This is a genomic window from Halomonas sp. MCCC 1A13316, from assembly GCF_014931605.1.
Lineage (GTDB): Bacteria > Pseudomonadota > Gammaproteobacteria > Pseudomonadales > Halomonadaceae > Halomonas.
Genome location: NZ_CP053382.1, coordinates 1,868,531 through 1,889,008, shown reverse-complemented (window position 1 = coordinate 1,889,008; position 20,478 = coordinate 1,868,531). Strand labels below are relative to the sequence as shown.

16 protein-coding genes and 2 pseudogenes are annotated in these 20,478 nt (G+C 63.3%); 8 read left to right on the top strand and 10 right to left on the bottom strand.

The features are described from left to right. Positions 1 to 75 precede the first annotated feature (75 nt). From HNO52_RS08740 to HNO52_RS08715, 6 genes are all read left to right on the top strand, one after another. On the top strand, positions 76 to 1,014 hold the full coding sequence (locus HNO52_RS08740) for a sodium-dependent bicarbonate transport family permease (RefSeq protein ID WP_197568751.1): 939 nt from the start codon (positions 76 to 78) through the stop codon (positions 1,012 to 1,014). Positions 1,015 to 1,280: 266 nt separating this feature from the next. Further along, complete coding sequence (locus HNO52_RS08735; protein WP_197568750.1) at positions 1,281 to 2,450, top strand: isovaleryl-CoA dehydrogenase; 1,170 nt, start codon at positions 1,281 to 1,283, stop codon at positions 2,448 to 2,450. A gap of 10 nt (positions 2,451 to 2,460) precedes the next feature. Beyond that, the gene (locus HNO52_RS08730) at positions 2,461 to 4,068 is read left to right on the top strand and encodes a carboxyl transferase domain-containing protein (RefSeq protein WP_197568749.1); all 1,608 of its coding nucleotides are present in this window, start codon (positions 2,461 to 2,463) and stop codon (positions 4,066 to 4,068) included. Positions 4,069 to 4,075: 7 nt separating this feature from the next. After that, positions 4,076 to 4,903 carry an enoyl-CoA hydratase/isomerase family protein gene (locus tag HNO52_RS08725; RefSeq protein WP_197568748.1) on the top strand — a complete coding sequence of 276 codons (828 nt, stop codon included), beginning with the start codon at positions 4,076 to 4,078 and terminating at the stop codon, positions 4,901 to 4,903. Further along, positions 4,900 to 6,942 carry an acetyl/propionyl/methylcrotonyl-CoA carboxylase subunit alpha gene (locus HNO52_RS08720; protein WP_197568747.1) on the top strand — a complete coding sequence of 681 codons (2,043 nt, stop codon included), beginning with the start codon at positions 4,900 to 4,902 and terminating at the stop codon, positions 6,940 to 6,942. The genes HNO52_RS08725 and HNO52_RS08720 overlap by 4 nt, the downstream gene beginning before the upstream one ends. A gap of 201 nt (positions 6,943 to 7,143) precedes the next feature. Continuing rightward, a complete protein-coding gene (locus HNO52_RS08715) occupies positions 7,144 to 8,043 on the top strand; it encodes a hydroxymethylglutaryl-CoA lyase (protein ID WP_197568746.1) in 900 nt (299 codons plus the stop codon). A 126-nt stretch (positions 8,044 to 8,169) separates the two neighbouring features. Here HNO52_RS08715 and HNO52_RS08710 read toward each other — a convergent pair whose 3' ends face one another. The 6 genes and pseudogenes from HNO52_RS08710 to HNO52_RS08685 form a co-directional block, all read right to left on the bottom strand. Next, positions 8,170 to 8,568, bottom strand: a complete 399-nt coding sequence (locus HNO52_RS08710) for a hypothetical protein (RefSeq protein ID WP_197568745.1) — start codon at positions 8,566 to 8,568, stop codon at positions 8,170 to 8,172. 8 nt (positions 8,569 to 8,576) lie between these two features. Continuing rightward, positions 8,577 to 9,596, bottom strand: a complete 1,020-nt coding sequence (locus HNO52_RS08705) for an IS30 family transposase (RefSeq protein WP_197568744.1) — start codon at positions 9,594 to 9,596, stop codon at positions 8,577 to 8,579. Beyond that, a complete protein-coding gene (locus HNO52_RS08700) occupies positions 9,565 to 10,329 on the bottom strand; it encodes a hypothetical protein (protein WP_197568743.1) in 765 nt (254 codons plus the stop codon). Before HNO52_RS08700 ends, HNO52_RS08705 begins: the two co-directional genes overlap by 32 nt. Next, positions 10,326 to 11,087, bottom strand: coding sequence for a hypothetical protein (locus HNO52_RS08695; RefSeq protein ID WP_197568742.1), 762 nt, complete (start codon positions 11,085 to 11,087; stop codon positions 10,326 to 10,328). The genes HNO52_RS08700 and HNO52_RS08695 overlap by 4 nt, the downstream gene beginning before the upstream one ends. A gap of 14 nt (positions 11,088 to 11,101) precedes the next feature. Continuing rightward, a protein-coding gene (locus HNO52_RS08690; RefSeq protein WP_197568741.1) for an IS3 family transposase occupies positions 11,102 to 12,264 on the bottom strand; the annotation gives its coding sequence in 2 pieces (ribosomal slippage) (positions 11,102 to 12,006 and positions 12,006 to 12,264; 1,164 coding nt in all). Positions 12,265 to 12,323: 59 nt separating this feature from the next. Continuing rightward, positions 12,324 to 13,291 (bottom strand): annotated as a pseudogene (locus HNO52_RS08685) (IS3 family transposase); the annotation flags it as partial. Between the two features lie 48 nt (positions 13,292 to 13,339). Between HNO52_RS08685 and HNO52_RS08680 the strand changes: the two are divergent. Beyond that, positions 13,340 to 13,627, top strand: a pseudogene (locus HNO52_RS08680) (transposase domain-containing protein); the annotation flags it as partial. Positions 13,628 to 13,660: 33 nt separating this feature from the next. On the opposite strand, the gene HNO52_RS08675 reads toward HNO52_RS08680, so the two are convergent. After that, positions 13,661 to 13,765: a type II toxin-antitoxin system CcdA family antitoxin gene (locus HNO52_RS08675; RefSeq protein ID WP_197568740.1), complete on the bottom strand. Its 105-nt coding sequence runs from the start codon at positions 13,763 to 13,765 to the stop codon at positions 13,661 to 13,663. Positions 13,766 to 13,988: 223 nt separating this feature from the next. On the opposite strand from HNO52_RS08675, the gene HNO52_RS08670 reads away from it, so the two are divergent. Next, positions 13,989 to 15,716, top strand: a complete 1,728-nt coding sequence (locus HNO52_RS08670; protein ID WP_197568739.1) for an NAD(P)-binding protein — start codon at positions 13,989 to 13,991, stop codon at positions 15,714 to 15,716. On the opposite strand, the gene HNO52_RS08665 is transcribed toward HNO52_RS08670, so the two are convergent. From HNO52_RS08665 to HNO52_RS08660, 3 genes are all read right to left on the bottom strand, one after another. Further along, complete coding sequence (locus HNO52_RS08665) at positions 15,639 to 18,842, bottom strand: ATP-binding protein (RefSeq protein WP_197568738.1); 3,204 nt, start codon at positions 18,840 to 18,842, stop codon at positions 15,639 to 15,641. The genes HNO52_RS08670 and HNO52_RS08665 overlap by 78 nt on opposite strands. 209 nt (positions 18,843 to 19,051) lie before the next feature. Beyond that, a complete protein-coding gene (locus HNO52_RS21445) occupies positions 19,052 to 19,480 on the bottom strand; it encodes a DUF6998 domain-containing protein (RefSeq protein WP_442907173.1) in 429 nt (142 codons plus the stop codon). Between the two features lie 387 nt (positions 19,481 to 19,867). Beyond that, entirely contained in the window at positions 19,868 to 20,467 is a 600-nt protein-coding gene (locus HNO52_RS08660; RefSeq protein WP_197568737.1) for a hypothetical protein, read from the bottom strand. Positions 20,468 to 20,478: the final 11 nt, after the last annotated feature.

Here is a 20,478-nt window from a genome sequence, read left to right as displayed (position 1 = left end):
CAATTGGAATCAATACCACGCAATCCGCACAATCCGCGACATCCTGCCATCTGCGTTTCCACAAGAAGAGAGCCCATGCCCGACATCGTCGTGATGTTCTTCCTGCTCGGCCTGCTAGCCGGCGTCGTGAAGTCCGATCTCACCATTCCCAAGGCCGCCTACGACACCCTGAGCCTGCTGCTGATGCTGACCATCGGTCTCAAGGGCGGCATGTCCCTGTATGGCAACATGAACTGGTCGCTGATACCGGAGCTGCTCGCGGTGGCCGCCCTGGGCGGGCTGATCCCGCTGGCGCTGATGCCGGTATTGCGCCGCCTGGTACGCCTCTCTCCCGCCGATAGCGCCAGTATCGCTGCCCACTACGGCTCGGTCAGCGCCGGCACCTTCGCCGTGGCGCTGGCCTTCGCCGAGAGCCGCGCCCTGCCCATCGGCGCCGAGGTCACCCTCTACCTGGTGATGATGGAGCTGCCGGCGATCATGGTCGCTATCGCGCTGTTCCGCCGCCATGCCGGCAAGGACTCCAGCGAAGCGCTGCAGGGCATCTGGCACGAGACGCTGACCAACCGCGGCGTGATCCTGCTGGCCGGTGGCGCGGTGATCGGCGCCATGTACGGCCCAGCCGAAGGCGCCAACGTCACAGACCTGCTGACCGGTGCCTTCCACGCCGTACTGGCCTTGTTCCTGCTGCAGATGGGCCTGACAGCGGCGGAAACCCTGCGCCCCATCCCCTGGTTCCACTGGCGCCTGCTCACCTTCGCCTTGATAGCACCGTTCTGTCTGGCGATGGTCGGTCTTGCGGTCGGCCTGATGCTGGGCCTGCCCACCGGCTCGCTGATGATTCTCACGGCACTCGCCGCCAGCGCCTCGTATATCGCCGCCCCGGCCGCCATGCGTACCGCCATTCCCCAGGCCAACATCGGCCTGGCGATGCTCGCCTCGCTCGGCTTCACCTTTCCGCTGAACGTGATCGTGGGTATCCCCATCTACCACCAGCTCGCCATGTGGCTGGGCTGAGTCGAGCTGAGTCTGCTCCCGCGCCACCGGCCATATCGACCGGTGGCATGGATCTCAACCTTCTGTCACGCTTCCCTTTACCCCCTTCTTTACGTTCCTTTCCTTGTGACCATCTTCGACATTCGTCGCACCTTAGGAAGCTGCACTTTACGTTAACGTAAACCTCACCTAGTCTAGTACCATTCGTAAATAGCACTGCGGGTTGCGCCTGTGCGGCCCGCACCCAGACAGCTGGTCTACCACTGACACTAGGGAGTTCCGCCGCCATGTTCACGTCCTACAAGCCCCTCGACTTCGGCCTCGATGACGAACTCAACATGCTGCGCGACCATGTAAACGCCTTCGCCCGCGACGAGATCGCCCCGCGCGCCGCCGAGATCGACGAGAAGAACGAGTTCCCCAACGACCTGTGGCAGAAGTTCGGCGACATGGGCCTGCTCGGCATCACCGTACCGGAAGAGGACGGCGGTAGCGGCATGGGCTACCTGGCGCACTGCATCGCCATGGAGGAGATCTCCCGCGCCAGCGCCTCGGTGGGTCTCTCCTACGGCGCGCACTCCAACCTGTGCGTGAACCAGCTCAAGATCAACGCCAGTGCCGAGCAAAAGGCCAAGTACCTGCCCAAGCTGATCAGCGGCGAGCACGTCGGCGCACTGGCCATGTCCGAGCCGGGCGCCGGTTCCGACGTGGTCTCGATGAAGCTGCGCGCGCGTCGCGAAGGCGACCACTACGTGCTCAACGGCAACAAGATGTGGATCACCAACGGCCCCGACGCCGACGTACTGGTGGTCTACGCCAAGACCGACCCGGAAGCCGGCTCCAAGGGCATCACCGCCTTCATCATCGAGAAGGATTTCAAGGGCTTTTCTACCGCCCAGAAGCTCGACAAGCTCGGCATGCGCGGCTCCAACACCTGCGAGCTGGTGTTCCAGGATTGCGAAGTGCCGATCGAGAACGTGCTGGGCGATGAAGGCAAAGGCGTGCGCGTGCTGATGAGCGGCCTGGACTACGAGCGCACCGTGCTCGCCGCCGGCCCCATCGGCATCATGCAGGCCGCCATGGACGTCGTGGTGCCCTACATTCACGAGCGAAAGCAGTTCGACCAGTCCATCGGCGAGTTCCAACTGGTGCAGGGCAAGATTGCCGACATGTACACCACGCTGAACGCCTGCCGCGCCTATCTCTACGCCGTGGCGGCCGGTTGCGACCGCGGCCAGACCTCCAGGAAGGACGCCGCCGGCGTGATCCTCTACTGCGCCGAGAAGGCCACCCAGGTGGCGCTGGACGCCATCCAGCTGCTCGGCGGCAATGGCTACATCAACGAATACCCCACCGGCCGCCTGCTGCGCGACGCCAAGCTCTACGAGATCGGTGCGGGCACCAGTGAGATTCGCCGGATGTTGATCGGCCGCGAACTCTTCAACGAGTCCAAGTAAGGGGAGCCCGATGGCGATTCTGAATACCCAGGTCAATCCGCGCAGCGACGGCTTCCAGGCCAACGAAAAGGCCATGCGCCACGAGGTCATGAAGCTGCGCGAGCTGACCGCGGCGATCAGCCAGGGCGGCGGCGAGAAGGCCCGCACCCGGCACGAATCCCGCGGCAAGCTGTTCGTGCGCGACCGCATCGACCACCTGATCGACGAGGGCTCGCCGTTCCTCGAGTTCTCGGCGCTGGCCGCACATGAAGTCTACGAGAGCGACGTGCCCGCCGCCGGCGTGGTCACCGGCATCGGCCGTGTGAGTGGCGTGGAGTGCGTGATCGTCGCCAACGACGCCACCGTCAAGGGCGGCACCTACTACCCGCTTACGGTGAAGAAGCACATCCGCGCCCAGGAGATCGCCCGCAAGCATCGCCTGCCGTGCATCTACCTGGTCGACTCCGGCGGTGCCTTTCTGCCCCGCCAGGACGAAGTGTTCCCCGACCGCGATCACTTCGGCCGCATCTTCTACAACCAGGCCACGCTCTCCGCCGAAGGCATCCCGCAGATCGCCGTGGTGATGGGCTCCTGCACCGCCGGCGGCGCCTACGTGCCGGCCATGGCCGACGAGTCGATCATCGTCAAGGAGCAGGGCACCATCTTCCTCGGCGGCCCGCCGCTGGTGAAGGCCGCCACCGGCGAGAGCATCAGCGCCGAGGACCTGGGCGGCGCCGACGTCCACGCCAAGAAGAGCGGCGTGGCCGATCATTACGCCGAGAACGACGCCCACGCCCTGCAGCTCGCCCGCGCCTGTGTGTCGCGGCTGAACTGGCAGAAACGCGGCCAGCTCAAGATGCAGGAGCCGAGGCCACCCAAGCTCGACCCCAGCGAGATCTACGGCATCGTCGGCACCGACCTCAAGAAGCCGTTCGACGTGCGCGAGGTGATCAGCCGCATCGTCGACGACTCCGACTTCGACGAGTTCAAGCGCTACTACGGCGACACCTTGGTGACGGGCTTCGCCCACATCCACGGCTACCCGGTGGGCATCGTCGCCAACAACGGCGTGCTGTTCTCCGAATCCGCGGTGAAAGGCGCCCACTTCATCGAACTGTGCGCCCAGCGCAAGATCCCGCTGGTGTTCCTGCAGAACATCACCGGCTTCATGGTCGGCTCCAAGTACGAGCACGAAGGCATCGCCAAGCACGGCGCCAAGCTCGTCACCGCCGTGGCCTGCGCCAAGGTGCCCAAGTTCACCGTACTGATCGGCGGCAGCTTCGGCGCCGGCAACTACGGCATGTGCGGTCGCGCCTACGAGCCCAACCTGCTGTTCATGTGGCCCAACGCACGCATCTCGGTAATGGGCGGCGAACAGGCCGCCGGCGTGCTGGCCCAGGTCAAGCGCGAGCAGTACGAGCGCGAAGGTCGCGAGTGGAGCAAGGAGGAGGAAGAAGCCTTCAAGCAGCCCACCCGCGAGCAGTACGAGCACCAGGGTCACCCCTTCTACGCCAGCGCCCGGCTGTGGGACGACGGCGTGATCGACCCGGCCCAGACCCGCGACGTGCTGGGGTTGTCGCTTGCCGCCGCCATGAATGCCGAGGTGGAAGATACCCGCTTCGGCGTGTTCCGGATGTGAGGTCGCCATGACACAGACATATTCGAACCTGAACATCGACGATCGCGGCGTCGCCCGACTGACGCTGAATCGCCCCGAGGTGCACAACGCCTTCGACGACAGCCTGATCGCCGAGCTCAACGAGCACCTCGCCAAGCTCCACGACGCCGCCCGCCACGGCGAGGTGCGCGTGGTGGTGCTGGGCTCCGAGGGCAAGAGCTTCTCCGCCGGCGCCGACCTGAACTGGATGAAGCGCATGGTGGAGTACGACTTCGAGGGCAACTTGGCCGACTCGCGCAAGCTCTCGCAGCTGATGCACGGCCTGGACTCCCTGCCCTGCCCCACCGTGTGCCGCGTGCAGGGGGCCGCCTTCGGCGGGGCCGTGGGCCTGGCTGCCTGCTGCGATGTGGTGATCGCTTCCGAGAAGGCCAAGTTCTGCCTCTCCGAGGTCAAGATCGGTCTCTCGCCCGCGGTGATCAGCCCCTACGTGCAGCGCGCCCTGGGCTCGCGCCAGATGCGCCGCTACGCGCTCACCGCCGAGGTGATCGACGCCGACAAGGCGCTGGAACTGGGCCTGGCCCACCAGATCGTCGGCCACGATCATATCGACGAGGCCGTGAGCGAGATGATCGAGACCCTGCTGGCCGGCTCGCCTCAGGCCCAGCGCGCCACCAAGTCGCTGCTCGCCGAAGTGGCCCGCGACGCCGACAGCAAGGCCACCCGCGAGCACACCTGCCGCGTGATCAGCGAGCTGCGCGTGAGCGCCGAAGGTCAGGAAGGCCTGACCAGCTTCTTCGAGAAGCGCCGCCCCGCCTGGGCCGACGACAACACGAATTCCTCGGAGCGCCGCTCATGAGTCAGACCCACGATTCCCGCACCACGCCCTTCGACACCCTGCTGGTGGCCAACCGCGGCGAGATCGCCTGTCGCGTGATGCGCACCGCCCGTGCCATGGGCCTGCGCACCGTGGCCGTGTACTCGGACGCCGACGCCAACGCCCGCCACGTGCGCGAAGCCGACGAGGCCGTGCGCCTGGGACCGGCCGCCGCCCGCGAGAGCTACCTGAAAGTGGAAGCCGTGGTGGAAGCCGCCAAGCGCACCGGCGCCGGCGCCATTCACCCCGGTTACGGCTTCCTCTCCGAGAACGGCGCTTTCGTCGAGGCGCTGGATGCCGCCGGCATTACCTTCGTCGGTCCGCCCGCCTCGGCGATTGCCGCCATGGGCGACAAGTCCGCCGCCAAGGCGCGCATGGCCAACGCCGGCGTACCGCTGGTGCCGGGCTACCACGGTGACGACCAGGACGACGCCCTGCTGCGCCGCGAGGCCGACAAGATCGGCTATCCGGTGCTGCTCAAGGCCAGCGCCGGGGGCGGCGGCAAGGGCATGCGTGTGGTGGAAAGCGGCGAGAACTTTCAGGCCGCGCTGGACGGCTGCCGCCGCGAATCCCAGGCCTCCTTCGGCGACACCCGCATGCTGATCGAGAAGTACCTGACCCAGCCGCGTCACGTCGAGGTGCAGGTGTTCTGCGACAGCCATGGCAACGGCGTCTACCTGTTCGAGCGCGACTGCTCCGTGCAGCGCCGCCACCAGAAGGTACTCGAGGAAGCCCCCGCCCCCGGCATGACCGTCGAGCTGCGCCGCGAAATGGGCGAAGCCGCCGTGCGCGCCGCCAAGGAGATCGGCTACGTGGGCGCCGGCACCGTCGAGTTCTTGTTAGATAAGGACGGCTCGTTCTACTTCATGGAGATGAACACTCGCCTCCAGGTGGAGCACCCCGTCACCGAGATGATCACTGGCCAGGACCTGGTCGAGTGGCAGCTGCGCGTGGCCATGGGCGAAGCACTGCCGCTCAAGCAGGACGAGCTGACCATCACCGGCCACAGCTTTGAGGCGCGCCTCTACGCCGAAGACCCGGAGCAGGACTTCCTGCCCGCCACCGGCAAGCTCGAGCGCTTCGCCATGGACCTCAAGGGCGCCGGACTCGATCCGCGCCAGGTGCGCCTGGACAGCGGCGTGGAAACCGGCGACGTGGTTTCGATGCACTACGACCCCATGCTGGCCAAGCTGATCGTTCACGGCGGCGACCGCGACCAGGCGCTCTCCACCCTTAACCGGGCGCTGGCCGCCCTCGATGTGCAGGGCGTGGTGACCAACCGCGCCTTCCTGCAGCGGCTGGCCACGCACCCCGCGTTCAAGGCGTGCGATCTGGATACTCGCTTCATCGAGAAGAACGAAGCCACCCTCTTCGCCCCCAAGCAGTACAGCATTGAGGAGTACGCCGGTGCTGCGCTGATCGGCCTCAACCAGCTCGCCCGCGAGTGCGAGAGCGACTCGCCATGGGACCGCCACGACGGCTTCCGCCTCAATGCCCCGCACACCATCCGCATCTCGCTGTGCGACCCTGCCCACGTGCAGGATGAAGCGAGCGTGGTAGTCGTGGAAGGCACCCGGGCCAGCGGCGCCGACCCGTGGGACCTGACCATCGGCGGCGAGACCCTCACCGCCCGCCTGCAGCACCTGGAAGGCGACGCCGTGGCGGTTACCCTCAACGGCCACCGCCGCCGCCTGCAGGCACGTCGCGATGGCAATGTCGTGGTGATGGTCGACCCACGTGGCGAAACCCGCCTGTTCTGGCGCCGCATCGACGCCATCGACCACGGCCACCACGAAGCCGAATCGACCCTCACCGCGCCGATGCACGGCACCGTGGTCGCGCTGCTGGTGGAAGCCGGTCAGAAGGTGGAAAAAGGCATGCCGCTGATGGTCATGGAAGCCATGAAGATGGAACACACCATGACCGCCCCCGCCGACGGCCACGTGGAAAGCTTCCACTTCAATGCCGGCGATACGGTGGGGCAAGGCGATGTGCTGCTGGAATTCGCCCCGGCAGAATAGGTTCGGTGAAAACTGGCTGCGCTCGGCCATACTGCGTTGAGAAGCAGCGAGAATTGCTCATTTACGACTTGTAAACTCCGCTTTCTCGCTACTTCTCGCCTTGTCTGGCCATCGCTCGCTGCGTTTTCCCTCGAACCTATAGCGAGTAAACGATAGGAATGAATGCGTCTCCGTGGATACGGAAACGTCAGGAGGGATGAAATGGCATTTCCGAAACAAGTCCGCCTGGTCGAGGTCGGCCCGCGCGACGGGCTGCAGAACGAAGCCAACCCGATCGACACGGCCACCAAGCTGGAACTGATCGACCGCCTGGGCGCCGCCGGGCTCACGTACATCGAAGCGGCCAGCTTCGTCTCGCCCAAGTGGGTGCCGCAGATGGCCGACCACCGCGAAGTCATGACCGGCCTCACGCGCCGCCAAGGCGTCACCTACGCCGCCCTCACCCCCAACCTCAAGGGACTGGAAGCGGCACTGGAGTGCGGCGTGGAGGAAGTGGCGGTATTCGGCGCAGCGAGTGAGGCCTTCTCGCAGAAGAACATCAACTGCTCCGTCGCCGAATCCCTGGAGCGCTTCGCCCCCGTGCTGGAGCGGGCGAAAGCGGCCAACGTGCGCGTGCGCGGCTACGTCTCCTGCGTGCTCGGCTGCCCCTACGAAGGCGAGATCGCCCCGGCCAAAGTCGCCGAGGTTTCAAAAGCGCTGTATGACATGGGCTGCTACGAAGTCTCGCTGGGCGACACCATCGGCACCGGCACTCCGCTCGCCGCCAAGCGTATGATCGAAGCCGTGAGCCGCGACATCCCCATGGAAATGCTCGCCGCTCACTTCCATGACACCTACGGCCAGGCCCTCGCTAACCTCTACGCCGTGCTGGAAGAAGGCATCAGCGTGGTCGACAGCTCCGTCGCCGGCCTCGGCGGCTGCCCCTACGCCAAGGGTGCCTCCGGCAACGTGGCCAGTGAAGATGTCGTCTACCTGCTCAACGGCCTCGGCATCGAGACCGGCATCGACCTCGACAAGCTCGCCGCAACCGGCACCTGGATCACCCAGACCATCGGCCGGCCGAACCGCTCCAAGGTGGGCGTGGCACTGGCGGCGAAGTAAATAAGTACGTAGTAGAAACGCAAAGCCCCTGAGTCAGGCGACTGTCTCAGGGGCTTAGTGTGAGGTGAATACCCGTCACACTTCAGGCTAGGGCACCGGGACCATAGTGGGAAGAGCTTGCTCCGATCATGCCACTGCGGCCTTCAGCTGTTCCTTGTAGGCAGCCATCTCCACCTTGCCAAGTTGCGGGGTGAGCTGGCAGCGCTGGCGGGACCAGGGATAGTCGATCTGAGCCTTGAGGTGAGCGGCTCCCCCGCCTTTCTTCCATGCTTCCAGATCCAGGTCGCGCCAGTAGCGCGGGTTACGCCCGGTTTGCCGATCATGCTCGGCGGTGGTGGGGTCGAGATGGCGGAAAGGCTCCAGGCGTGGCGCGTCCGGCATCGGCTGGCTCACGTCCATATAGCGCTGCAGCATGTCCCACGTGGCGTGCACCTCGTGCTTGTGATTGACGATGGCGCTGAGAGAGGTTTGGTTGAACTGCTTGCCGGTATAGCGGTGCACGAACATGGCGGTCTCAAGTTCCAAGCGCAACACTATTGAAGGGTGTCCGGTCCAGCGACCGATTTCTTGAGCACCTCGGAATAGACTTCCAGAGGCGTTCGCCAGTCCAATGTCTTGCGGGGGCGTGTGTTCATTGAATCTGCAATGGCATCGAGCTCTTCCTGGCTATAGACCGACAGGTCCGTGCCCTTCGGCAGGTACTGCCGCAACAGACCATTGGTATTCTCGTTGGAGCCCCGCTGCCATGGGCTATGTGGGTCAGCGAAGTAGATGGCCGTCCCGGTGCGCTGTGTGATCTCGGCGTGTTGCATCATCTCCCTGCCCTGGTCGTAGGTCATGGAGAGCCGCAGGGCGCGTGGGACCTCGTTCAGCTTGTCGCTGAACCCGATGGCAGCGGCGGTGGCCGTCGTGCCATCCAGTTTGGCCAGTATCACCAGGCGCGTGGTGCGCTCCACCAACGTGCCGACGGCGGATCGGTTGTTGGCTCCCATGATCAGGTCACCTTCCCAGTGGCCGGGCATCAGGCGGTCTTCGATCTCGGGCGGCCGCATATGAATGCTGACCAGATCCGGGATCTGGCCACGCCGGTCTTTACCCCGGCTGCGCGGCCGACGCTTGCCGTTACCCTGTCGCAAGCAGGCGATGAGCTCTTTCTTGAGAGAGCCCCGGGGCATCACATAGAGCGCGTTGTAGATGGTCTCGTGTGAGACCTGGCGGCGATTATCATCAGGAAACATGAGTGACAGTGTGCTGGCGATCTGCTGCGGTGACCAGTACCGGCGCAGCAGATAGGCGACTAAATCGAACAGCTCGCTGGCGGGATGCAGCTTTAGTTGCTGACGTGGCCGGTGACGAGCCAACCGCGCTCTATAGCCTGCTAGGCTGGCATCGTAGCCGCTGCTAGCATCGACGGTATGGCGAGCAAGCTCCCGTGACACGGTACTTGGCGCGCGCCTCAAGTGAGCGGCGATGGCCCGGATCGAGTGGGTGGTTCGCATCATCATGATGGCGGCTCGGTCTTCAGCAGTGAGGTGGCGATAGCAATGGGGCATGGCAACACGATACCTGATGGGTCAGGTGTTGCACTTGGTCATTGAGACCGCCCATCAAGCGGTAAAAAATACCGCCACGCTGCACCACTCGTTCTACATATCCATCGAACTCGACGAAAGGCGCCTTCAGCGGCGGCTTCTTCTTGCCTTGGGCGAAGCTCACCATTCCGGTCTGACGGTTAAATTCGCTACAGCGATTTTCCATGTACTCCCGGGCCTGACCAGTAATATATTTGTGTATTGGCGTTGCGAGCCAAATGACACCGCTCATAGTAAATCGACTAACAAACGGCACCGCAACAAAAATAAAAATCATTCCCAAGGCAAAAAAAATCAACCCCGCCAATATCGAAAACCCACCGATCGCAGGATCTAAAAAGAAAGTTAATTCAATACCCAAATAAACAACAAGAGCTAAAAGTGCGACAGCACAAATATAAGGAACCATCAACAGGAGCACTGCAATTCCCACTTTACTCTCTAGAAAACGAATCCGCTGATGGTCCCACCACCAATCATCCGTTTCGTAGAACGCTTTATCCTGACGATCTTGATGCTGAACGAACTCGGCATCCTCGCAGAGCTGCTGATAGGGGTCGATACTGGCATAGTCCCCAAAAGGCAGCAGCACCTCACCTATACGCTCGCGCTTCTTCGGCGATGCCGGCATCGCAGGAATGGCCCCGGCACGGTAAGCGCCGGCGTCATAATGGGAGGAGCTTGCCTCTTTCATACCTGGAATTCCTTTATGTACCAGTAACGGGGGTCCTGTGAATGCCCTGTAAAGGATCTGATGAAGTCGGCGATCGGGTTGTTCACCGTGCGATACGACCGAGCCGGAAGCGCATCATGCTGCCCTTCCACAAAGGGCTCGTACTCACTCAACATTGGGGTGGGCAGCACCATCTCGCCCAGCTCCCATTCTATTCGCGCCTGCAGGGCGACACGCAGGCGAGCCGTAGAGCTCACGCTGGTGCCACCCATCTGGAAGCTCTCCTCCGCCACCTTGCGCTTGACCAGAAAGCGTACCGCACTTAGCTGTGGCAACAATTGACGTTTGCCGATTTCAAAAGGTTCTGGCGACCTTGTGATATGAGAGAGCTGCTCGTATGTGCCAAGCGGGGTGATGGTGCCGGTATCGGTCTGCTCCAGCTCCTGCACGGCCAGGTTCAACGTCTCGCCAATCTTGTAGCGGCTGATCAACGGCGTGCTGATTGTTACCACATAGTCGCGGCTGCTAGGGGTATCCCTCGTGGATTCCCATACGCTTTCTAGCAGTGCCTGCCGCTCTTCGGTATCAAGGCTGCCGTAGCGCGTCACTTCGATTTGGGCCGGGCTCAGCTGGGTCAACAGCTGCGGGTAGTAAACGGTATCGTCGGCCGATGTCACCGTACTCGCAGGATGGGTACCCAGGGGGCCTTGCCTAAGCAGTTGCTCGAAGGGGGTGTCCTGATTCATGGCGGCATAGCTGCTACTGATCTTACCCAGCATTGGTGGACACCGATCTAAGCGATCATTCGGGCCTCGAAGGCCTCCGGGCTGATCATCCCGATAGCACTGTGCCGACGCTGCCGGTTGTAGTCCAACTCGATGTACTCGAACACCTGTCGCCGCATGGCTTCCCGGGTCGAGAACCGCTCGCCGTGAATGGACTCGACCTTGAGGCTGTGAAAGAAGCTTTCGGCGCAGGCGTTGTCGTAGCAGTTACCCTTGGCGCTCATGCTGCACCGGAGGTCGTGGCGCGTCAGCAGCGCCTGGTACAGTGTTGAACAGTACTGGCTCCCGCGATCTGAATGGACGATCACACCTTTGGGCATCTTGCGGCCCCATAGGGCCATCTGCAGGGCATCGCCAACTAGGTCTGCGGTCATGCGCTCGCTCATCGCCCAGCCGATCACCTTGCGTGAATACAGGTCAATCAGCACCGCCAGGTAGAGCCAGCCCTCACCGGTCGCCAGGTACGTGATGTCTCCGACCCATTTCTGGTTCGGCGCGTCGGCGGTAAAGTCCTGCTTCAGCAGGTTGGGGGCCACCGGCAGCTCATGCCGTGAGTTTGTGGTGGCCTTGTACTTGCGAGCCGCTTTCGCCCGCAGACTCTGCCGCCGGAGGCTGGAAGCGACAGTGTTCCGGCAGACCGATATGCCAGCGTCGTTCAGGTCGTGGGTCAGTCTAGGGGCGCCTGAGCGCCCCTTTCCCTGCTGAAAGACCTGAGCCACACGCTGGTCGGTGATGGCTTGCTGCCGGCGCCGCCACGACGGTTCACCACCACGCTGTCGCCAGGCATAGTAGCCGCTGCGTGCCACACCGAGCACAGCGCACATACGCTGGATACTGAATGCCTGACGATGCTGCTGGATGAAGGCATACTTCACTTCAGGCTCTTCGCAAAGTATACCGCGGCCTTTTTTGTGATGGCCAATTCCTCTGATATTTCAGCGAGTTGCCGCTTAAGCCTGGCGTTTTCATCAGCCAGCGACTGCTCGCGCTCGGACGTGTTCTTCTTCTGCTGGGCCTTGGCACGCCATTGGTACAGCTGGCTTGGCTGCAAACCCAGCTCACGGGCGGCGGCGGCAGCCCCCACTCGGTCAGCGAGGGCAAGAGCCTCCTCGCGGTAGGCATCGGAGTAACGGGCGCGCGTCTTCTTCATCGGGGTAGCTTGCTTTGCCATGGGTCACCTCGTTGAGTGTAATACCTTAACGGGGTGTCCACTGTTGCTGGGCAAGATCAGTTGCCTTTGGCGCTCATGCTGCACCGGAGGCCGTGCCGGGTCAGCAACGACTGGTACAGGGACGAACAATACTGGCTACCACGGTCGCTATGCACGATGACTCCCTTGGGCATCTTGCGGCTCCACAGCGCCATCTGGAGGGCGTTGCCGACCAGGTCAGCCGTCATGCGCTCGCTCATCGCCCAGCCGATTACCTTGCGTGAATACAGGTCAATCAGCACCGCCAGGTAGAGCCAGCCCTCACCGGTCGCCAGGTAAGTGATGTCGCCGACCCATTTCCGGTTCGGTGCCGTAGCACTGAAGTCCTGCTCCAGCAGGTTCGGTGCGATTGGCAGGCCATGCTGTGAATTTGTCGTGGCCTTGAACTTGCGAGCGGCTTTCGCCCGCAAACTCTGCCGACGGAGGCTGGCAGCCACGGTATTGCGGCAGATAGCGATGCCAGCATCGTTCAGGTCATGGGTCAGCCTGGGAGCACCTGAGCGCCCCTTACCCTGTTCGAAGGCCTGAGCCACACGCTGATCGGTGATCGCTTGTCGGCGGCGGCGGGGAGACGGTTCACCACCACGCTGTCGCCAGGCATAGTAGCCGCTGCGGGCGACGCCGAGAAACGCGCACATCCGTTGAACGCTGAAGGCCTGACGATGCTGCTCAATGAAGGCGTACCTCACTTCAGGCTCTTCGCGAAGTACACCGCGGCTTTTTTTGCGATTTCAAGCTCTTCCGCCTTCTCAGCCAGCTGCCGCTTGAGCCTCGCGTTCTCTTCAGCCAAGGTCTGCTCGCGAGCCGAGACACTCTGCTGCTGCTGAGCCTTGGCTCGCCATTGATAGAGCTGGCTAGGTTGAAGACCCAGCTCACGAGCTGCGGCACTGGCTCCAACACGGTCAGCGAGTGCCAGGGCCTCGGCTTTGTAGGCCTGGGAGTAACGGGTACGGGTCTTCTTTGTCATCGACGTTGCTTGCCTTGCCATGGGGTCACCTCGTTCAGTGTACTGCCTTAACGGGGTGTCCACTGTTGGTGGGCAAGATCATTCCTCGATGACGGCCTTATTCCGCTGGACAACAACCCGGCCGAGAACGCCATTTGCCCTTTCGCGCTGGGCCGCAAGAACTGGCTGTTCAGCCCTACACCGAGCGGTGCCCAGGCCAGCGCGGCCATCTACAGCCTGATCGAGACCGCAAAAGCAAATGGCCTCTCGCCACACGAATATCTGCAATTCGTGTTCGAGACGCTGCCAACACGCGGCGACGATGATGATCTCAGCACCTTGCTGCCGTGGCGGTGGAAGGACACTCTACCGGCCTGAGTCAGGCCGGTATAGATGGGGTTCGTGGATCTCTTACGAAATATTGATCCTGAGGGCTTTTGCTTCTTTGAGAAGAGCACTATCCAGCGATAAGTTCGTTGGCTGTCGGGTGGATTTGGTAGCTTTGGCTGCTCGCATGGTAGAGCACTCCTCGGGCGGAACGATGCACCCATTATATGCGCGCATTCCCGCATCAAACTTACGCGATTGAGAGCTGACCGCATCAGCTCGGTATCACCACGAACGCTGGAAACGACCCCACGCAACGCAACGGATCACTTCGGTATCACCTTATCTTACCCCCTTGGTCGCGCCGTCCTGTTGGTAGATCCTTGCGAAAACAACGACTGGGGGCATCACCATGGACCATGCACCGCTACGGGTTGCCATCATCGGCGGCGGAGTTTCCGGCCTGTCGCTGGCCTATTACTTTCAGAAGCTCGGCAGCGAGGCGGCTCGGCAGCTCGAGGTCACGATCTTCGAGCGCAAGGCCACCCTGGGCGGTAACGCCGAGACGGTGTGGGTCGACCTGGGCTGCCGGCGTCATCCGGGAAAGCCCGACTCACCCTACCGCCGCTGGGCCGACCTGGGCGTCAATGACGTCAACCTGGCCACTTACCACCGCCTGCGCACGATACTCGGCGAGATCGGCGAGCTGGAGCGCATGAAGCCGCTGGAGAATACCGAGAGCTATTTCAGCCGTGACGGTAGCATCGCCCTGACCGACGACAAGGAGCTGTTCCGTGGTGTCAGCGACCCGGCCCACGAGCTGAGCAAGGTCGATGGCGGCAGGCTGTCGCTGCTGATCCCCGTGGTTCACCAAAGCGCCATTGCCCTGGTGGAGAACCACCGCGTTACGCCGCGCTATACGGTGGATGACTTCTTCGACGCCTGCATTGCCGCCCCCGCCGACATGCTGGCCGCGGCAGCGGAGCGTTTGAGCGTCACCATCGACTGGCAGGACCCCGAGCTGCCGGCGCGGCTGGAGCGTATCCGCCAGACCATCTACTACCCGCGCATCTCGGCCATGTACTTCGCCGACGATCGCGGCCCGGGCGGTATGCCGCTCCAGGCCCCCTTCGAGTATTACCGTATTCAGGAAGGCGGCTCGCCCCCGGACCGCCGCTACTTCGAGCACGGCGCCCAGCACTGGCTGGAAGCCCTGGCCGCGCATATCACCGACCCGAATACGCCGGGCCCCCGGGTTCAGATCCTGCGCGGCATCGAAGTGGAGGCCAGCCTCTCGACCCAAGGCGTAACGCTGACGGAGCGTGACCCCGGCGAACGCCGCTGGGAGGCCGACCTGCTGTTCATGGCCACCCATGCCGAAGATGCCCTGCCGCTACTGACGTTCGGCGACGGCCTGAGCGACACCCAGCGGGAGCTGCAGCATATCCTCGGCAGGGTGCGCTACACCCGCAGCTTCAGCGTTTGCCACACCGCCGCCGCCCGCCTGCCGCCCAATCGCAACCTGTGGCGCACCTACAACATCGAGGTGCGTAACCCCGAGGACACCTTCTTCCCCTACCGGATCGACTACGTGGCGAACCGCCACCAGAACGATGCCGAGAACCCGGCCTACAATCAGGCGGGCCTGCCGCAGTACTTCGTCTCCCTGGTGGAAGACCTCAACCGGATTCCCCGCAGCGAGATGCTCGAGCGGCAGTCCTCCCCCCTGGACGCACCCGCAACGCTGGCGAACACCGCACCCGGCGAGGCTGGCTACCGCGACCGCATACCGACGCTGGACCCCGCCCTGGAAGCCAAGGCCTGGACCCTGTTCAAGCACAACGTGCTGGATGCCAACTGCCTGGAGGCGCAAGCGGAGATCGAGCGCTACAACCAGACCACCGCCCGGCGTAGCGCCGAGGGCCAAGAGGGTTGCCCGCTACTGTTCGCCGGCGGCTGGACTCGCGGCGCCGGCCTGCAGGAACAGTGCCTGGAGCAATCTGAGCACCTCGTCGCCCTGCTGCTGACGGCACCGGAGCGTCGGATCGACGGCCCCCTGCGGCTAGCGTCGACTGGCAGCAAGGCGAGGCAGCGTCATCACCAGGCCAGCGGCTTCGCCACGGTGCCAGCACGCTCGTAAGGCTTTCAGGGTGCTCTCTTCGTCGCTCTTTTGGCCGCCCTCTTTTTCACTCCCCTCGCCGCTCTCCAGCCAGTCGGCGTGAGCTTCGATCAGAGCGCGGTGGTGCTCGCCCCAGGCACAGGGCTCCGCCCCCATCAGTTGGGTCAGGCGCTGGGCATAGTGGCGCGCCGCGTCGGGGCGCTGGTCCAGCAGGCTGACCTCCGCCGCCGCGATCAGGAAGCGATAGCCGTTGTGCCCCACGCAGCCGGCGTCCAACAGCGCTTCGCCCTGCTGCAACGTCGCCAAGCGTGCCTCGGGCGCCTCTTCCAGCAGCGCCCGGGTACCCAGCACCCAAGGCCCGATGAAGGCCTTCAGCCCATGCTGTTCCACCAACTGCCAGGCGCGCTCGATGCTGGCTCGCGCTTCGGCCTGCTGCCCGGTGATCAGCTCGACCCGGGCGCGGCTCTCCAGCAGGAACGCCTCGAAGCGCCCAGATCCCAGGCTGCGAGCCACCGCTAGCGCCTGTTCGATCTGCTCGTCAGCCGATTGGGGGTCGCCCTGGGAGATCAGAATCCACCCCGCCGTGAGCCGTGCCACCACCTCGGCACGCCGGTTGCCGACCCGCTTGCCCAGCTCGGCGGCATCGAAACAGTCAGCGAGCGCCGCCTCGGTCTGGTTGGCATAGATGCGCGCCGTACCCAGCATGAACAGGTTGGAGGCCTCCAGGTCGGCGTAGCCATGAGTCCGGCAGAGCGTTACGCAGTGGTCGAACATCTCGAGGGTGCTGCGCATCTGCCCCTCGGCATAGTGCGCATCCCCAAGCCCGCTCAGGGCCTGGATTTCGGTGCGCACATCGCCGCCACGGCGGGCCTGCTCCAGGGCGCGAGTGTGATAGGCGCGGCTGGTGGCAAAGTCGCCCCGGGGGAAGTAGAGATTACCCTTGAGATAGAACGCCTCGGCCAGGGGCAAGGGATCCTCCAGCGCTTCGGCCAGGGGCAGCAGGCCGTCGAGAATCGCCTCCTCCGCCGCCAGCGCATCGAGCATGTTCAGCACCCGGGCCAGCCACAGATCGGCCGTGATGCGCTGACACTCCTCCCGGGCGAAGCTGCGCGCCGCCTCGAAGTGCTCCCGCGCCGCCTGGATCTGCCCGGTGGCCATCGCCACCTGGCCCTGCAGCAGCATCAGGCGGTACTCATCCTTCGGCGCGTAGTCGATGGCGCGGCAATCCCTCAGCAACGCCATGGCCTCCTCATGCCGATAGCGGGCCATTTCCGCCGCCACCGCCTGCAGGAAGGCATTCGGCGCCTCCAGCGAGCGCGCCCGATGCAGGTGGCGCGCCCGCAAGCCAGGTTCCGCCTCGCCGTAGAGCGCGGCCAGGCGCAGGTGCAAGCGGTCGCGCTGGATCTTGGGAATGCCCTCGTAGATGCCTTGCAGGATCAGGTCGTGCACGAAGCGGTAGCTGCCCTCTTCCAGCGGGCGCACCAGACTGTAGCGCTGGGGAAGCTCGGGCTGATAATCGGCCTGCCCCAGCACCTCCTGCAGCGAGGCCAGGGAGAAGCGCTGGCCCATCACCGCGGCGATGCACATGGCCCGGCGATCCAGGTCGGTGAGCTGGTCCAGCTTGCTCTGTACCAGGTTGGCGAGGCTGGCCGGCAGGCTGCGGTGGGGGTGAAACAGCAGCAGCTGGGTCAGGAACAGCGGGTTGCCCTGGGCCTGGGTGACGCAGCGGGCGGCATGCTCGGCGGGCACCGTGCCGAAGCTGGCCACCAGGGCCTCGGCCTCCTGGGCGCGCAGCGGCGGCAGCTCGATCAGCGTGAGTGGCAACTCGGGCAGCTGCGGCCGCAGGCGGCTCTCCAGCGGGTCCTGCTCCAGGCGCGAGGTAAACAGCCAGATCACCGGCGCATCCTGGGTCTCCTGCAGCAGCCCGGTGAGGGTGGCCAGCAGCGCCTCGTCGGCCCAGTGCAGGTCTTCCACCACCAGCAGTTGGGGGCGATGGATGGAGCGCGCCAGGAGCACGTCGCGCAGCGCCTGTACCAAGCGCTGGCTGCGGGTCGCCGGGGTCATGGCCGCATAGAGCGACTGCGCCTCCTCCGGCTGGGCCAAGCCCAGCAGCGGACGCAGCAGCATGGCGTGATCCATGGGCAGGCGCAGCGCCGAGAGGCGGGCGAGCAGTTGGGCCTCGTCTGATAACTCCTCCTGCCCCTCTCCCTTCACCTCACCTTTCGCCTCAACCTGCGCCTCACCGGGCGCTTGCAGCAGCGAGCGCGTGAGCTGCATCAGCGGGCCTTCATCGGCGCGGGTACCGAAGTCCAGCACCTCGGCCTGGTGATGATCGGCATGAGCCGCGGCCATCTCGGCAAACTCGGCGCTGAGGCGGGTCTTGCCGATGCCGGCCACGCCGCGGATATAGACCAGATGGCCGGCCTGATAGGCCCGGGTACTCTCCAGGATCGCTTGCAGCTGCCCCAACTCCACCCGGCGCCCGACCAGATCGAAGCGGGCCTCATGCTCTTCGTCCCGGGGACGGCGATAGCGCAGCCACTCCCCGCCTTCATCATCGAAAACGAAGCGCTCCGCCAACTGCACCGCCACGCCACGCTCGACCCAGACGCCGCTCGCATCCTTCGCAATCACAGGCGGCTCAGCCGCCGGCCAGTGGCCGGCCTGAAGATAAACGCTACTGGCCACGCCCTGTTCCACCAGGGTAGCGGCACACAACAGGCCACGCTGCGCATCGCTACGGTAAGCCCGAGGCAGCCCGAACAGCGCCGTGCCCCCTTCCGCCAGGCTACCGCCGAAATGCTGCACCCAGCTCGCCAGCGCCGACTGATCGGCCGCCACGGCATACAACTGGATCAGCACGCGAGCGCTCTCCATCTCCTCGACATCGGAAGCGACAACGGCGGCCTCCTCGGCCTCCGCCGACAGCTCCTCGACCTCGACCTCATAGATCTCGGCCAGATGGCGCGCGGTACGATACAGCACCGCCTTGCCACTCTCGGCCCGCTTGATGGAAGCGATGGAGACACACAAACGCCGATCAAAACAGTACTCGGCCAGCGCCTCCTGACTCAGGCCCAGCCGCTTACGATGTTGCTTCAAGCGCTCACGATCCAGCCGCAAGCGCCCGTCTTGGGGGATGATCACTGTTAGATGCTTTTCCTACGTTTATGAAACATAAGAGTTTATGAAACATAAGAGGGGGAATGGGCTAACGCGCAAGCTCAGATACGCGGGTCCGTTAGCTGAAGCACTTGGTTAGGCAGTTGTCATTTGCCTCTACGGCTATGGCTGCCCATGTCCTTCTCTTGAATATCCCGCTAGCCCCAAGGAGCTCTATATTCCACCTTATTGATTTAACTGACTTTTTTGAGATCTGCTGTGAGATCATCTACCCCAGGAGCGGCCAGCAAATCGACTGTCGCTCGGAAGCGCCACTTTGGCAAGCTATTGTTGTGCTGTACCAGCGAGGCGACCTTCTTAAAAACATGTATGGGGATCCCATACGCCCGCTCGATCCTGTAGTCTCGCCGAAACACAACATAGACTAGATAGTCGAATTGGTGCCCATCCACCGTGGTGCTACGAATATATGTGCGAGGTACATAGCCATCGCGCCTGGCAACCCGGCCCTTGACCTCAATCTTGAGACCATTGTTCGTTATAAGGTCGCAGCCGGCTGTGCAGTTAGCTGATCGGCGGGCTCCGAAGTGGGTTTGAACTAACAGCTCTGCGTACTGCCCGACTAGATCTGTGGCTCCAGACGAGAAACCAAGGTCCGCCATTCGCTGCTTAGCAGCTTCGGCTACCTGGAGTAGCTTTCGGGGAGAACGCAGCCTATTAATAGAGTCGATCAGTTCACTCATAAGTTATTTCAAATCTCCTAACGCTTGGGCTCTTCTGCCTCCGCCGACAGCTCCTCGGCCTCGACCTCGTAGATCTCAGCCAGATAGCGAGCAATACGATAAAGCCCGCTTGATGGACGCGATGGAGACGCACAAACGCCGATCAAAACAGTACTCGGCCAGGGCCTCCTGACTCAGGCCCAGCCGCTTGCGGTGCTGCTTCAAGCGCTCACGATCCAGCCGCAAGCGCCCGTCTTGGGGGATAATCAATTTGTGGTCCTTGGTGGTATCAGCCTACACATGCAACGTGACTCCCATACTCTTGGCTTAAGTGCGCAGAATTCTAAGCACTTCCCTCGCCGCGGTTATAAGAGCCGACACATCCACGATCCCATCGCTATGCACTTTGGCCGCGCCGCGCTTGGTCCGCCAGTAGTCAGACTCGTCCGGAATCCAGCCCTCAAGCCTGACATTATCTTCGGCAAGCAGATTCTTTTCGCTCTCGTCCTCCGCAGCGATATAGGCCGCCAAGCCGTCGCTTGGGGTTAACGCCACAGCCGTATACAGCCATGCGTCCTTACGCCCGGGTAGAGAATAGTAACGATAAAGTGCATCGTCCCAGACCACTTTGGGTGCGGGAAGTGTTTCTTGGTAATAGTCGGCGAACGGAACCTCACGCCCATACCCCTCGCTTACGAGCGCTTCCTGCCAAATCATCCCCCAAGCGGAATGTAGCGTCGCGACGTAGTCGCGCCGCACTTTCGCGGCCATCAGCAAGCCGTCGTGGTAGTCGAGCATGCTTTCCCATTGAAAATCGATGGGAAAGTGATCCTGCTTCTGCTCAAGCAGATGGTCCACCGCGGTCCGCACGCCTGGCTTGAGCATGTAATCACGGACACTCGCTGGCAGTGTAAGCGTTTGGCTCATGTTCCCCCTTA